This is a genomic window from Nitrobacter sp. JJSN, from assembly GCF_051912485.1.
GTDB lineage: Bacteria > Pseudomonadota > Alphaproteobacteria > Rhizobiales > Xanthobacteraceae > Nitrobacter.
Genome location: NZ_CP196822.1, coordinates 2609237 through 2622951, shown reverse-complemented (window position 1 = coordinate 2622951; position 13715 = coordinate 2609237). Strand labels below are relative to the sequence as shown.

General features: G+C 63.5%; 10 protein-coding genes and 1 pseudogene. 9 read left to right on the top strand and 2 right to left on the bottom strand.

The window, feature by feature from the left end; all coding sequences use genetic code 11:
- Positions 1-126: 126 nt before the first annotated feature.
- From ACSZOQ_RS13065 to ACSZOQ_RS13040, 6 genes are all read left to right on the top strand, one after another.
- Positions 127-1206 carry an IS5 family transposase gene (locus ACSZOQ_RS13065; protein WP_439922928.1) on the top strand — a complete coding sequence of 360 codons (1080 nt, stop codon included), beginning with the start codon at positions 127-129 and terminating at the stop codon, positions 1204-1206.
- Between the two features lie 450 nt (positions 1207-1656).
- A complete protein-coding gene (ypfJ, locus tag ACSZOQ_RS13060) occupies positions 1657-2589 on the top strand; it encodes a KPN_02809 family neutral zinc metallopeptidase (RefSeq protein WP_439922927.1) in 933 nt (310 codons plus the stop codon).
- A 75-nt stretch (positions 2590-2664) separates the two neighbouring features.
- Positions 2665-3228: a molybdenum cofactor biosynthesis protein B gene (gene moaB, locus ACSZOQ_RS13055; protein WP_439922926.1), complete on the top strand. Its 564-nt coding sequence runs from the start codon at positions 2665-2667 to the stop codon at positions 3226-3228.
- Positions 3229-3296: 68 nt separating this feature from the next.
- Entirely contained in the window at positions 3297-4460 is a 1164-nt protein-coding gene (locus ACSZOQ_RS13050; protein WP_439922925.1) for a PA0069 family radical SAM protein, read from the top strand.
- Positions 4461-4571: 111 nt separating this feature from the next.
- The gene (locus ACSZOQ_RS13045; protein ID WP_439926049.1) at positions 4572-5303 is read left to right on the top strand and encodes a ribonuclease HII; all 732 of its coding nucleotides are present in this window, start codon (positions 4572-4574) and stop codon (positions 5301-5303) included.
- Between the two features lie 89 nt (positions 5304-5392).
- Positions 5393-6901 (top strand): glycosyltransferase family 39 protein, encoded by a 1509-nt coding sequence (locus ACSZOQ_RS13040; RefSeq protein WP_439922924.1) that lies wholly within the window; start codon positions 5393-5395, stop codon positions 6899-6901.
- 41 nt (positions 6902-6942) lie between these two features.
- Here the strand turns inward: ACSZOQ_RS13040 and ACSZOQ_RS13035 are convergent, their stop codons facing one another.
- Positions 6943-7776, bottom strand: coding sequence for a uracil-DNA glycosylase (locus ACSZOQ_RS13035; RefSeq protein ID WP_439922923.1), 834 nt, complete (start codon positions 7774-7776; stop codon positions 6943-6945).
- Between the two features lie 120 nt (positions 7777-7896).
- On the opposite strand from ACSZOQ_RS13035, the gene ACSZOQ_RS13030 reads away from it, so the two are divergent.
- The 3 genes and pseudogenes from ACSZOQ_RS13030 to ACSZOQ_RS13020 all read left to right on the top strand — a co-directional run bounded on the left by ACSZOQ_RS13030 (position 7897) and on the right by ACSZOQ_RS13020 (position 12567).
- Entirely contained in the window at positions 7897-9558 is a 1662-nt protein-coding gene (locus ACSZOQ_RS13030; RefSeq protein ID WP_439922922.1) for an electron transfer flavoprotein-ubiquinone oxidoreductase, read from the top strand.
- A 179-nt stretch (positions 9559-9737) separates the two neighbouring features.
- A complete protein-coding gene (locus tag ACSZOQ_RS13025) occupies positions 9738-11519 on the top strand; it encodes a tetratricopeptide repeat protein (RefSeq protein ID WP_439922921.1) in 1782 nt (593 codons plus the stop codon).
- Between the two features lie 134 nt (positions 11520-11653).
- A pseudogene (locus tag ACSZOQ_RS13020) lies at positions 11654-12567 on the top strand (4-(cytidine 5'-diphospho)-2-C-methyl-D-erythritol kinase).
- A gap of 113 nt (positions 12568-12680) precedes the next feature.
- On the opposite strand, the gene ACSZOQ_RS13015 reads toward ACSZOQ_RS13020, so the two are convergent.
- Positions 12681-13691: a polyprenyl synthetase family protein gene (locus ACSZOQ_RS13015; protein ID WP_439922920.1), complete on the bottom strand. Its 1011-nt coding sequence runs from the start codon at positions 13689-13691 to the stop codon at positions 12681-12683.
- Positions 13692-13715 lie beyond the last annotated feature (24 nt).

Sequence of the window (13715 nt, the reverse complement as noted above, 5' to 3'; positions counted from 1 at the left end):
ACCGACTGGCGTCACAGTGACCCGTCAAAGTAAAAATCGACTTAACAGGGCGCTGAAAAACGGTCTCGCGTTTGGATCGATTTGATGATTCCGTTGTTGCGGGCGAGACGACGGGGGTGATTTGCGATGCGAGGCGGGGAAGAGCGATCGGACGGGATGTTCAGCTATGTTCGGCTGGAGAATCGCGTTGCGAAGGATCATCCGCTGCGGCCGATCCGTGCACTGGTCGATGAGGTTCTGGCCGGGATGAGTACCCGGTTCGCCGCGCTTTATTCGCATACCGGTCGTCCCTCGATCCCGCCGGAGCAATTGCTGAAGGCGCTGCTGCTGCAGGCGTTCTTTTCGGTGCGGTCGGAGCGGCAACTGATGGAGCAGCTCGACTATAATCTGCTGTTCCGCTGGTTCGTCGGATTGTCGATGGATGCGTCGGTTTGGGACGCCACGACGTTTACGAAGAATCGTGACCGGCTGCTTCAAGGCGACGTGGCGCGCGAGTTCCTGGCGGCGGTTCTGTCGCAGCCGCGGGTGAAGCGGCTTCTGTCGAACGACCACTTCAGCGTCGACGGCACGTTGATTGAGGCCTGGGCGTCGATGAAGAGCGTGCGGCCGAAAGACGATGGCGCGCCACCCCCATCCGGTGATGGCGGCCGCAACGTCGAGGTAAACTTCAGGGGCGAGAGGCGCACCAACGATACGCACGCCTCGACGACGGACCCTTCGGCGAAGCTCTACAAGAAAAGCCCCGGCGTCGGGGCCGCGCTGTGCTTCATGGGACATGCCCTGATGGAGAACCGCAACGGGCTGATCGTCGACGCCGTGCTGACGCCGGTCGATGGCCATGCCGAGCGCGCCGCTGCGCTGATCATGGTCGAACCGTTGGCGGACCGCCCGACGCGCATCACGCTCGGCGCGGACAAGGGCTACGACGCCGGCGACTTCGTCAACGAACTGCGCTCCATGAATGTGACGCCACACGTCGCGGCGAAGGAGAAGCATTCCACCATCGACAGCCGCACCACCTGTCATGCCGGGTACAGGACGAGTTTGCGGATCAGAAAGCGGATCGAGGAGGCGTTCGGCTGGATCAAGACCGTCGCTGGTCAGCGCAAGACAAAATTCCGCGGCGTGGATCGCGTCGGATGGGCCTTCACGCTGGCTGTCGCCGCCTACAACCTCATCCGCATCCCGAAACTGATCTTCTCATGATGACCAACGCATCGTCCCCGACGCGTGCGGAAAACCAGACGGTGCCAATGGTCGGACGTCGATGCGATTGGCGACAGCAAGAGCCCTATGCAAGTTGTTCAGCAGCCTGTTAACTGTGGGGTTCTTTATTGCAGATGTCTTTTGTTTGATCGCAGCCGCGTTTTCGCGGTGTAGCGCACAGAGTTTTGCAACATGGCGTGCAGAATCGATATCATTTCTGATTCATGTTCGCGGTTGCGGTTGAGGGATTGCCTCTCTCGATATTCTGGCTACAGCAGCCGGAACAGGAGCGGTAAAGGGCTTCGTCACCGTAGTTTCCAGCACGCGCTGGCGCGATCTCGCTAGGCAATTATTGCCGGGCAGGCTATTGATTAACGAGGTGGAAATTTTACGTTGGTGTCGCCGGGTTGCGGCGATGTCACGATCGATTTGGACACAAGGACGGACGCCATGCGTGATGATGATTTTCGCCGCAGCGACAACATCGACGACCGTCGTGATAGTGACGGTGGCGGAATGGGCGGAGGCGGAGGCGGATTTGGCATGGGGCGTGGCGGCCTCGGCATCGGCACCATTCTCGTCCTCGGACTGGTCGGCTATGCATTCGGCATTGATCCGCGCATCCTGATCGGCGGCGCGGAAATCCTGACCGGCGGTGGCTCGGCGCCGACCCACCAGACCGACAGCCGTCCCTCGCCGGGCAAGGCCGGTGCGCCGTCCGACGAAATGGGCAAAATGATTTCCGGCGTGCTCGGCGAAATCGACGACCGCTGGAACGAGATCTTCAAGGCCAGCGGGCAGAGCTATTCGGGCCCCCGTATCGTGCTGTTCCGCAATGCCACAAATGGCGGCCGCTGCGGCATGGCGCAGTCCGCGATGGGTCCGTTCTATTGTCCGCCGGACAAGCAGATCTTCCTCGACACCAATTTCTTCAAACAGGTGGAAACGCGCTTCCATGGTTGCTCTGGTAGCGCCTGCAGGTTCACCGCGGCCTACATCATTGCGCACGAGGCCGGGCACCACATTCAGAATCTGCTCGGCATTCTCCCGAAGGTGACGCGATTGCAGCAGCAGGCCGACAGCAAGGCCGAGGCGAACGCGCTGCAGGTCAGGGTCGAACTACAGGCGGATTGCCTTTCCGGCGTCTGGGTCAATCGCGAGGAGAAGAAGCGTCCGAACTTCCTCGAAGCGGGCGATATCGACGCTGCGCTGACCACGGCGTCGGCGATCGGCGATGATACGTTGCAGCGGCAGGCGACCGGCCATGTTGTGCCGGACTCGTTCACGCATGGCTCGGCGGCACAGCGCAAGCGCTGGTTCATGACCGGTTACCAGGAGGGCAGCGTGCAGGCCTGCAATACCTTTGCCGCGGGCACGTTGTAATTTGGCGTTGGTGCTTGGACGCGACGCAATACGAAATATTGCGTTGCAGAGCCGGGAGACGGGGAATTAGGTGCCATGCCATCCATCGACGAATCCAAACCCTTCATACCGCTCAACATCGCTGTGCTGACTGTTTCCGATACGCGCTCGCCCGCTGATGACAAGTCCGGCACGACACTGGCGGACCGGTTGACCGGCGCCGGTCACAAGCTCGGCGCGCGCGAGATTGTCACCGACGACGTCGATGCGATCCGCGCCGTGTTAAAAAAGTGGATCGCGGACGCAGGCATCGATGTCGTTATCACGACGGGAGGCACTGGCTTTACCGGGCGCGACGTTACGCCGGAGGCGGTCGAGCCGCTGTTCGAGAAGCGGATGGACGGCTTCTCGATCGCGTTCCATATGCTGAGCCACGCCAAGATCGGCACCTCGGCGATCCAGAGCCGCGCCACCGCCGGCACCGCGGGCTCAACCTTTATCTTCTGCCTGCCGGGCTCGCCGGGCGCCTGCCGCGACGGCTGGGACGGTATCCTCGCGCACCAGCTCGATTACCGTACGCGTCCCTGCAACTTCGTCGAGATCATGCCGCGGCTCGATGAACACCTGCGCCGCCCGAAGGCGAAAGGGGCGTCGGCCTAACGGCGGGTAACTGTTGGAGCGCGAGACTTTGTTCTTGATTTGTTCTGATCTGGCGCTATAGTCCCGCCATGAGCAGAGCGTCCTCTCTTGCCCGCAGGCACCTCCCGGTCACGCCGCCCCCCGAACCGGCGGTTGCTGCCACTCCCTTCGCCGAGCTTGAGGTTGCAATCGATCGCGAGCGGCGGAGGGGGCGTGGCGCGCAATCCAATGTCAGCGGGCGATACGAGTCTGAGGCGCGGACGGCCTTCGACGACGGCTGGCAGAGTCTCGATGATCTGCCGCCGTTCAAGACCACGGTCGCCGTCGATGCCTCGCGAAAAGTCATCACCCGCAACGATTCGCCCGACATCGGCTTCGACCGCTCGATCAATCCCTATCGAGGCTGCGAGCACGGCTGCGTTTACTGTTTCGCGCGGCCGACCCACGCCTATCTTGGCCTGTCGCCGGGGCTGGATTTTGAATCCAAGCTGTTTGTGAAGCCGGACGCCCCGGCATTGCTGGAGAAGGAACTGGCGGCGGACGGTTACGAACCGAAGATGATCGCGATCGGGACCAACACCGATCCCTATCAGCCGATCGAGCGCGACGGCAGGATCATGCGCGGCATTCTCGAAGTGCTGGAGCGCGCCTCACATCCGGTCGGCATCGTGACGAAATCGGCATTGGTAACGCGCGACATCGACATCCTGTCGCGCATGGCGAAGCGCAACCTCGCCAAAGTGGCGATTTCGGTGACTTCGCTCGATCCCAGGCTGGCGCGGTCCATGGAGCCGCGGGCATCGACGCCAATGAGGCGGCTGGAGGCGCTGCGGCAATTGTCGGAGGCCGACATTCCGACCACCGTGATGGTGGCGCCTGTGATCCCGGCGCTGAACGATTGCGAGATCGAGCGGATTCTGGATGCCGCGGCCCATGCCGGAGTCAGGGAAGCGAATTATGTGCTGCTGCGCCTGCCGCTCGAGGTGCGCGACCTGTTCCGCGAATGGCTGATGGCGAACTACCCCGACCGCTACCGCCATGTCTTCACGCTGATCCGGGATATGCGCAACGGCCGCGACTACGACTCGCAGTGGGGCACGCGAATGAAGGGCGCCGGGCCGATGGCCTGGATGATCGGTCGCCGCTTCGAGATCGCCTGCGAAAAGCTTGGCCTCAACAAACGGCGTTTGAGGCTGACGACAGACCATTTTGTGAAGCCGAAACGCAGCGGGCAGCAGTTGAGCCTGTTCTGACCCGGTCGGTCCGCACGCGATAGTCGCGAACGGTGGAACCGCGGTACAGGACAGCGAGCATAAATGCATTTCGGGATTGTGTTGCGGGCGTCCCGTCCGCACCATCGCCGAATGATTCGGGCACTATCTAGGGACAAGGCGAGAAAATCGCCGGCCGCCGCGCAGCCGAGCTTCCGGCGCGAGCGCGCACTCATCAAGTGTGGCGTCTGGCCGGTCGCGGGGTGCGACGAGGTCGGGCGGGGGCCGCTGGCGGGACCGGTTGTCGCCGCCGCGGTCGTGCTCGATCCGAAGTGTATTCCGAAAGGTATCGACGATTCCAAGCGCCTCTCAGCGGCGCGGCGGGAGGAACTGTTCGAGGAGATCACAGCAACCGCGTCTTTCGCGGTGGCCTTCGCTTCGACCGCGCGGATCGACCGCGACAATATCCTGCGCGCGTCGCTGTGGGCCCTGGCGCGCGCGGTCCATGCGCTGCCGGACATGCCGAAACACGTCTTCGTCGACGGCCGCGACCGGATCGAGATTGCTTGCGCTTGCGAGCCGGTGATCGGCGGCGACGGCCTCGTGCTGTCGATCGCCGCCGCCTCGATCGTCGCCAAGGTCACGCGCGACCGGTTGATGTGCAAGCTGGCGCAGGACTGCCCCGGCTACGGCTTTGAGACTCACAAGGGCTACGCGGTGCCCGAGCATCTCGATGCGCTCGGCCGTCTCGGGCCGAGTCCGCATCATCGCTCCTTCTTTGCGCCGGTCGTTGCGGCGCGCGAACGTCATCGCGCGTCACCGGTCGGGGAGAGCGTCTCCGCAAGCGAAACATCGGCCGGGATATCTGTCGAGGCGGCGATCTGACGTGTCGGGCCGGTTGCCTAGCCGGCTCACGCGCCTTATCACTCGCAGGCATCTGGAATTTTGCAAGACCCGCCGCCATCAGGCCCTTCATGCGCTTCACCTCGCTGGTTGTCGAACTGATCCGCGCCCGGCCGCTGCTGGTGTTCTGGATCGTGGTGCTGTTTCAGGCGGCGCTCTGGCTCGCGGTGCCGCTGCTGCTGTATCGAGGTCCCCCGGGTGATCTCGTGACCGCGCTGGCGTTCGGCCGCGAATATCAGGTAGGCACGGATCTCGGGCCGCCGCTGGCGTTCTGGCTCGCCGACATTGCCTATCGCGCCGCCGGCAACCACGTGTTCGGCGTTTACATGTTGTCGCAGCTTTGCTTCATCGTCGCATTCCGGGCTCTGTACGAACTCGCCCGGACCGTCGTCGGTAGCCAGCACGCGGTTCTTGCCGTCCTGCTGACCATGACAGTCACCGCGTTTGGGGCGTCCGGCCTGACATTCGGCCCGCTGGTGCTCGCCTTTCCGCTGTGGGCGCTGTTGTTGCTGCATTCGTGGCAGATCGTCGGGCAGGGTCGCCGCAATGCGTGGTTCGCGCTGTCGATCGAAGCCGGTCTGCTTTTGCTGACCACGCCGGCGGCGGTCGGGTTGTTGCTGGCGCTCATCGTGTTCGCCCTCGCGACGGAGCGCGGCCGAAACGCCCTGGGGTCGGTCGAGCCGCTGTTCGCGCTGCTGGTAATCGCGGTGCTCGTGTTGCCTTACCTGATCTGGCTGGTGCGCGCCGATGCGCTCGGCGAGCCGCCTTGGCCTGACTTTTTTGAGCTGCACCTGAGGTTGTTGCGCTGGGGTGAACTGCTCTTCTCTCTCGTAGTCGCGATGGCGGGCCTTGTCCTGCTGGCCGTCCTCAATTCCGAGGTCGTCAATTGGAAGCCTGAAGACGCGCCGGTGATCGTCCGACCGCCGACCGATCCGTTGGCACAGACATTCGTATACGTCTTCGCCCTCGCGCCAGCGCTCGGCGGGAGTCTGGTTGCGGCGCTGTTCGGTGTCGATCACGTCGTCGGAGGCGCGGCCATCGCGCTGTTGATGTCGGGTCTTGCGGTCGTCCTGCTCGCCGGCGATCTGATTCACCTGCGCCGCCTGCGTGTGCTGCGCGTAGCGTGGCTCACCGCCGTCGTGGCTCCGGCGCTTGCGGTGATCGCGACGATCGTTGTTCAGCCGTGGTTCGCAAGCACCGAGGTTGCGACGTCCATTCCTGCGTCGGCGATCGGTCGTTTCTTCGGCGATAATTTCCAGCGCCGCACCAACCGCCCGCTGCAGGCCGTCGCGGGCGATCCGCAACTCGCGGCCCTCGTCGCGCTCGGTCCGTCGCGGCCGCATCTCCTGCTCGATGCGAGCCCCGAGCGCACGCCATGGATGACCTCTGCGAGGTTCAACGAACTCGGCGGCGTCGTGGTCTGGCGCGCGTCCGATACCGCGGGCACGCCTCCCGACGCCATCGCACAGCGGTTTCCGGGCATCGTTCCGGAGATTCCGCGCACGTTCGACCGTCTCGTCACCGGCCAGTTGCCCTCGTTGCGGATTGGTTGGGCCATCGTTCGGCCCAAAGCGCCTTAGAACGCATCATCGCGATGACGAGCTTGAGTCCAGCTTCTTGGTTAGCGGGCCGCTTCCAGCGCCTTAACTTCCAGTGTTCTGGCGATCGCGCGCAAGTCGAGCCACGCCATCCGCTTGTAGGACGGAGAGCGCAGAAGATATGCCGGATGGAACGTCGCCATCGCGCGGATCGTTCGGGTGCCGGTGTCGTAGTCGAACCATTTGCCGCGGGTCTTCATGATTCCCTCGCGGGTCGGCAGCAGCGTCTGCGTCGAGGGGTTTCCGAGCGTGACCAGAACGTCGGGGTTCACCAGTTCGATCTGGCGCTGGATGAACGGCAGGCAAATCTGGGTTTCCTGCGGCGTCGGCGTCCGGTTGCCGGGCGGCCGCCACGGGATGACGTTGGCGATGTAGACGTCGCTGCGCTTGAGGCCGATCGCCGCGATCATCCGGTTGAGAAGCTGACCTGAGCGGCCGACGAACGGCAGGCCCTCGATGTCCTCGTCGCGTCCCGGCGCTTCGCCTACGAACATCAACCGCGCCTGCGGATTGCCGTCGGCGAACACCAGTCGCGACGCGGTGAATTTCAGCGCGCAGCCTTCGAAGCTGTCGAGCAATGCCCGCAACGCTTCGAGCGAGGGTGCGGTGCGGGCGGCCTCGCGTGCGGATTCGATGGCGATCTCCGGTGGCGGCGCGATCCCGGCACGGGGCGCTGCTGCAACCGCGGGGTTCGGCGGCTTTCGCAAAGGAGCAGGGGCGATTTCGCCTGGCGGGGCGATCGGCTGCTCGGGCGCGGACAGGCGATCGACCGGTTCGGTCTCAAGCGCACAATCCACCCCGGCCTCAAGATAAAAGGCCATGAGGTCTCGGACGGTGGGTGCGTGATCGGAGGTCATGTTGGCAGCCACGGTTCGTGGAACGCCGGAGCGCGCTTTCCATGGTTGTTCTCAGGCAAAAAATCGGAAACAACAAGCCTTGAAAGCATTACAGAAGATCGCCGGTTGCGGAAGCAGATCATGAGCAGCGACGAATTGCCGCCCCGTGAATCCATGGATTTCGATGTCGTTATCGTCGGCGCGGGACCGTCGGGCCTGTCTGCTGCGATCCGGCTCAAGCAGCTCAATGCCGATCTCAGCATCGTCGTCGTCGAAAAGGGGTCCGAAGTCGGCGCGCATATTCTGTCCGGCGCAGTGATCGATCCGGGCGGACTTGACAGGCTGGTGCCGGACTGGCGCGACGACGCCGACTGTCCGCTGAAGACGCGGGTCAAGGACGACCGGTTCTTCTGGATGACGCCGCGCCGCGCGTTCCGGCTGCCCAACTTCCTCATGCCGCCGCTGATGGACAATCATCACTGCTACGTCGGCTCGCTCGGTAGCGTCTGCCGTTGGCTTGCGCAGAAGGCGAAAACGCTCGGCGTCGAAATCTATCCCGGCTTCGCCGCCGCTGAGGTGCTTTATGACGACAGTGGCGCGGTCCGCGGCATCGCGACCGGCGACATGGGCGTCGCCCGCGACGGTTCGCGCAAGAGTTCCTACGTGCGCGGCATGGAACTGTGCGGCAAGTACACGCTGTTCGCGGAAGGCGCCCGCGGCAGCCTGTCCAAGCAGTTGATCGCCAGGTTTGGACTCGACAAGGTAAGCCAGCCGCCGAAATTCGGCATCGGCCTCAAGGAAGTATGGCAGGTCGATCCGGCAAGGCACAGAAACGGGCTGATCCAGCACTCCTTCGGCTGGCCGCTCGACAATTCCACTGGCGGCGGCTCGTTCCTCTATCACTATGACGATGATCGCGTCGCAGTCGGCTTCGTCGTGCACCTGAATTATGACGATCCATACCTGTCGCCGTTCGAGGAATTCCAGCGATTCAAGACGCATCCCGCGATCCGCGGCGTGTTCGAGGGCGGCAAGCGGCTTGCCTACGGAGCGCGCGCCATCACCGAGGGTGGCTACCAGTCGGTGCCGCGCCTGATTTTTCCGGGTGGCGCGCTGATCGGCTGCGCGGCCGGGTTCGTCAATGTTCCGCGCATCAAGGGTGTTCACAACGCCATGGGCAGCGGGATGCTGGCCGCGGAGTACGTCGCGGCGGCGCTCGACGCCGGGCGCGCCAACGACGAGATCGCCGAATATGAAAGTGCATGGCGTGATTCCGCGATCGGCAAGGACCTGTTCAAGGTCCGCAACGTCAAGCCGCTGTGGTCGAAGTTCGGCACCATTGCCGGCGTGGCGCTGGGCGGCCTCGACATGTGGACCAACACCCTGTTCGGGTTTTCGCTCTTCGGCACCTGGTCGCACGCCAGACCGGACCGCAAAGCGCTCGACCCGGCCAGGGCGCACGCGCCGGTCGCCTATCCGAAGCCGGACGGTAAGCTGACCTTCGACAAGCTGTCCTCGGTGTTCCTGTCCAACACCAATCATGAGGAGGACCAGCCGGTTCATCTGAAGGTCACCGACATGGCCCTGCAAAAGACCTCGGAGTATGACGTCTTTGCCGGGCCCTCGACCCGTTACTGTCCTGCGGGCGTCTACGAATGGGTCGAGGAAGGAGCCAGCCCGCGCTTCCAGATCAACGCCCAGAATTGCGTCCACTGCAAAACCTGCGACGTGAAGGACCCCAACGGCAACATCACCTGGGTTCCGCCGGAGGGCGGCGGTGGTCCCAACTACGAGGCGATGTAACCACGATTCCGTGAAGGCGTGGCTGCGTGGCTTTTCGTGACGGCCACGATGCCGCCATACATTCGCAAAGGCACTCGCGCAAACCTGATGCGAATGTTAGAAGCGAACGTTGCGATGCAGCCGCTTGCATCCGAGACTGCCAAAGGTCTGCCGTGAAACCTGGAGCTGAGCGAATCCCGATGTTGTTCATTCGTTTCAATCGCTTGGCGATGGCCATTGCCGCCGCGACGTCGTTCGTGCTGTCCGGCCCGGGGGCGGCGCAGACGCCCGAGCATCCGACCGATACTGCGCAGTTTCCCAGCGCCCGCGATTTGCGCGCCATGACGAAGGCCGGCAGCTATCTCGCCGCGCGCCATGCCAGCGTGGAGCGCGACGCCAAGTCCGCGGCGGCGTTCTATCGTTCGGCGCTGCGTGCCGATCCAAAAAACAACGAGCTTCTTGATCGGGCGTTCATCTCGTCACTGGCGGAAGGCGACATCGACGCCGCCGTGAATCTCGCCGACCGCATTCTGACCATCGACAAAACCAATCGCGTCGCGCGGCTGGTTGTCGGCGTTCATAATCTCAAGTTGAAGAAGTACGCCGCCGCCCGGAAAAATATCAATCAGTCCATCCGCGGGCCGATCACCGATCTGGTGGCGACGTTGCTGTCGGGCTGGGCCGACTATGGCGCCGGCGACACCAGGCAGGCCGTCGCCAACATCGACGGGCTGACCGGTCCGGAATGGTATCCGATCTTCAAGGACCTGCATTCGGGGATGTTGCTCGATCTTGCCGGTCGGGAAAAGGAAGCCGGCGTTCGCCTCGAGCGCGCCTACAAGCTCGACGATTCCGCGCTCCGCGTTGCCGATGCCTATGCGCGGTGGCTGTCGCGCAACAAGGACGATGCGGCGGCGCTGGCCGTGTATGAGTCGTTCGACAAGAAACTGGCGCGGCATCCGCTGATTCTGGAAGGCATCAAGGAGACCAAGGCCGGCAAGAAACTGCCGCAGCTCGTCAGCTCGCCGCAAACAGGCGCCGCTGAAGCCCTTTACGGCATCGGCGCATCTCTGACCCGGCGCGGCGGTGAGGATCTGGCGCTGGTCTATCTGCAGCTCGCGCTTTATCTCGCGCCCAGTCATCCAATGGCGCTGTTGTCGCTCGCCGATCTCTATGAATCGGTGAAGAAGCCGGAGATGGCAATCGGCGTCTATCAGCGTGTGCCTGCCGATTCGCCGCTGAAGCGCAATGCGCAGGTTCAACTCGCGACCGACCTCGATGCCGTCGATCGCAGCGACGAGGCGATCAAAATTCTCAAGGATGTTACGGAGCAGGATCCGAAGGATCTGGAAGCCATCATGGCGCTCGGCAACCTTGAGCGGGGCCGCAAGAAGTTTGCCGATTGCGCAAAGACCTACACCAAAGGCGTCGATGTAATCGCCGAGGCGAAGGACAAGCCGAACTGGGTCTACTACTATTTCCGCGGTATCTGCGAGGAGCGGTCGAAGAATTGGGACAAGGCGGAAGTCGACATGAAGAAGGCGCTCGAGATTCAGCCCGAGCAGCCGCATGTGCTGAATTATCTCGGCTACTCCTGGATCGACCGCGGCCTCAATCTCGACGAAGCCATGAAGATGATCAAACGCGCGGTCGATCAGCGGCCGGACGACGGTTATATCGTCGACAGCCTCGGCTGGGCCTATTACCGCATCGGCAACTACGAGGAGGCGGTCAAGACGCTCGAGCGCGCCATCAATCTCAAGCCTGAGGATCCGACGGTGAACGATCACCTCGGCGACGCTTACTGGCGCGTCGGCCGGACACTGGAGGCGAAATTCCAGTGGGCGCACGCGCGCGACCTGAAGCCGGAGCCGGATGAACTGCCGAAGATCGAAGCCAAGATCGCGAACGGCATGCCGGCGGACGACACTCCGTCGGCGGCGTCGGCGGACAAGAAGAAGGAAGACGGCAAGGGCGGCTGAGCGCAAGCGAACCGGCCCGCCCTTCGGTCCGATCAAACATTTCTCCGCTGCCTCCAGTCCCTTGCGGGTCGCGGAGCCGAACACCATCGCAAAAATCATTTGATTCACGCGCGGTTTTGGATTTGACATCCGCCATGATCATAACCAGCGCCACCAATATGAAATCGACCGCACCGGTGCTGAGCGAGACCGCGCGCGCCAAGGTCAACCTGACCCTGCGGGTCGTGGGTCGGCGCGCCGACGGTTTTCACGAGCTTGAAAGCGTGGTCGCATTTGCCGATTGCGTTGATCACCTGACCTTGACGCCAGGCACGGACCTGTCGCTCGTTGCCGATGGTCCGCGCGCACAGGAGTGCGGTCATACAGCCGACAATCTCGTTCTCAAGGCGGCACGGCTGTTCAGTGAGCGGGCCGCAAATCTGAAGACGGGCGTTTTCGCGTTGGACAAGCATTTGCCGGTTGCGGCCGGCATCGGCGGCGGCTCGGCGGATGCGGCCGCGGCGTTGCGGCTGCTGGCGGAGGCCAACGGCATTGCGATCGGCGATCCTCGATTGCTCGAGGTGGCGCGGTTGACCGGTGCCGATGTGCCGGTCTGCGTCCGCTCCGAGGCTTGCGTGATGACCGGCGTCGGCGAGTTCTACAGCCGCTAGGCCTGCCCGTCATGCCGGCCGTGCTGGTCAATCCGCGCGTTTCCGTTGCGACGAAAGATGTCTTCGCTGCTCTCGGCCTCCGCAACGGCGAATTGCACGGCGCCTCCGATGCCATCGAAGCGATCGTGTGGCCGAGGGCCGGTGCGCCGATCGACGATTGGCTCGCCATGCTTGCGGGTGGCACCAACGATCTCGAAGCGCCCGCGATCCGCATTCAGCCGGTGATCGGCGAGGTGCTCGAGAGGCTGCGGGCAACCGGCGCGCGACTCTCGCGGATGTCGGGCTCGGGCGCGACCTGCTTTGCGATCTTCGACGACGACGCGGATGCGCATCGCGCCGCGCAGACGATCCGGCTCGATCGCCCGCAATGGTGGGTGCATGCAGGGACGCTGAGCTAGCCCGTTGGAAAATTCTCTGTTGTCATTCCGGATCGCCGCTGCCGGAGCGAACGCTACGCGTTATCCGCTTTGCGGCGTTCGGAATGACGACCGCGAGAGTTGCCGTGCTTTTTTCAGTGCGACCGCGCTAGGCAGAACGCTACGACCTGCTCCAGCGCGCTCTTCATCGGCGATGGCGGAAACAGCGCCAGGGCATCGACCGCCATCGCGCCGTAGTGCTGGGCGCGGTTGAGGGTATCCTCCAGCGCGCGATGCTTGGTCATCAACCCGATGGCGTGATTGAGGTCGTTGTCCCCGATCTCGCCTTCCTCAAGCGCTCGCACCCAGAATTCGCGTTCGACGTCGTTGCCGCGGCGGAATGCCAGCACCACCGGCAAGGTGATCTTGCCCTCGCGGAAATCGTCGCCGACGTTCTTGCCGAGCTTTGCCGACTTGCCGCCATAATCGAGCACGTCGTCGACGAGCTGGAACGCGATCCCGAGGTTCATGCCGAAGCTGGCCGCCGCGGTTTCCTCGGCCTTCGGTCGATTGCCGAGCACCGGACCGACCTCGCAGGCGGCGGCGAACAGCTCTGCGGTCTTGCGGCGGATGACCGCGAGGTATTCGTCCTCGGTGGTGGCGGTGTTCTTGGCGGCGGCAAGCTGCATTACCTCGCCCTCGGCGATGGTGGCCGCCGCCGCCGACAGGATATCGAGCGCGCGCAGCGAGCCGACTTCGACCATCATCCGAAACGCCTGTCCGAGCAGAAAGTCGCCGACGAGAACGCTGGCCTCGTTGCCCCACACCATGCGCGCCGACAGCTTGCCACGGCGCAGCTCGCTCTCATCGACGACGTCGTCGTGCAGCAGCGTCGCGGTGTGCATGAATTCCACGGAGGCCGCGAGCTTGATGTGACCTTCGCCGGAATAGTCGGCGAGATGAGCCATCGCCAGCGTCAGCATCGGGCGCAGCCGCTTGCCGCCGGACGAGATCAGGTGATTGGCGACTTCCGGGATCATCGTGACTTCCGACCCGGTCCGCGACAGGATGGTGGCGTTGACGCGTTCCATGTCGGCGGCGACAAGCGCCACCAGCTGATCGATGGAGCCTGTTGAATGGCTTTCGAATGGGACGATGATCGCCAAGCAAAATTCTCCGATTTTGCGCTA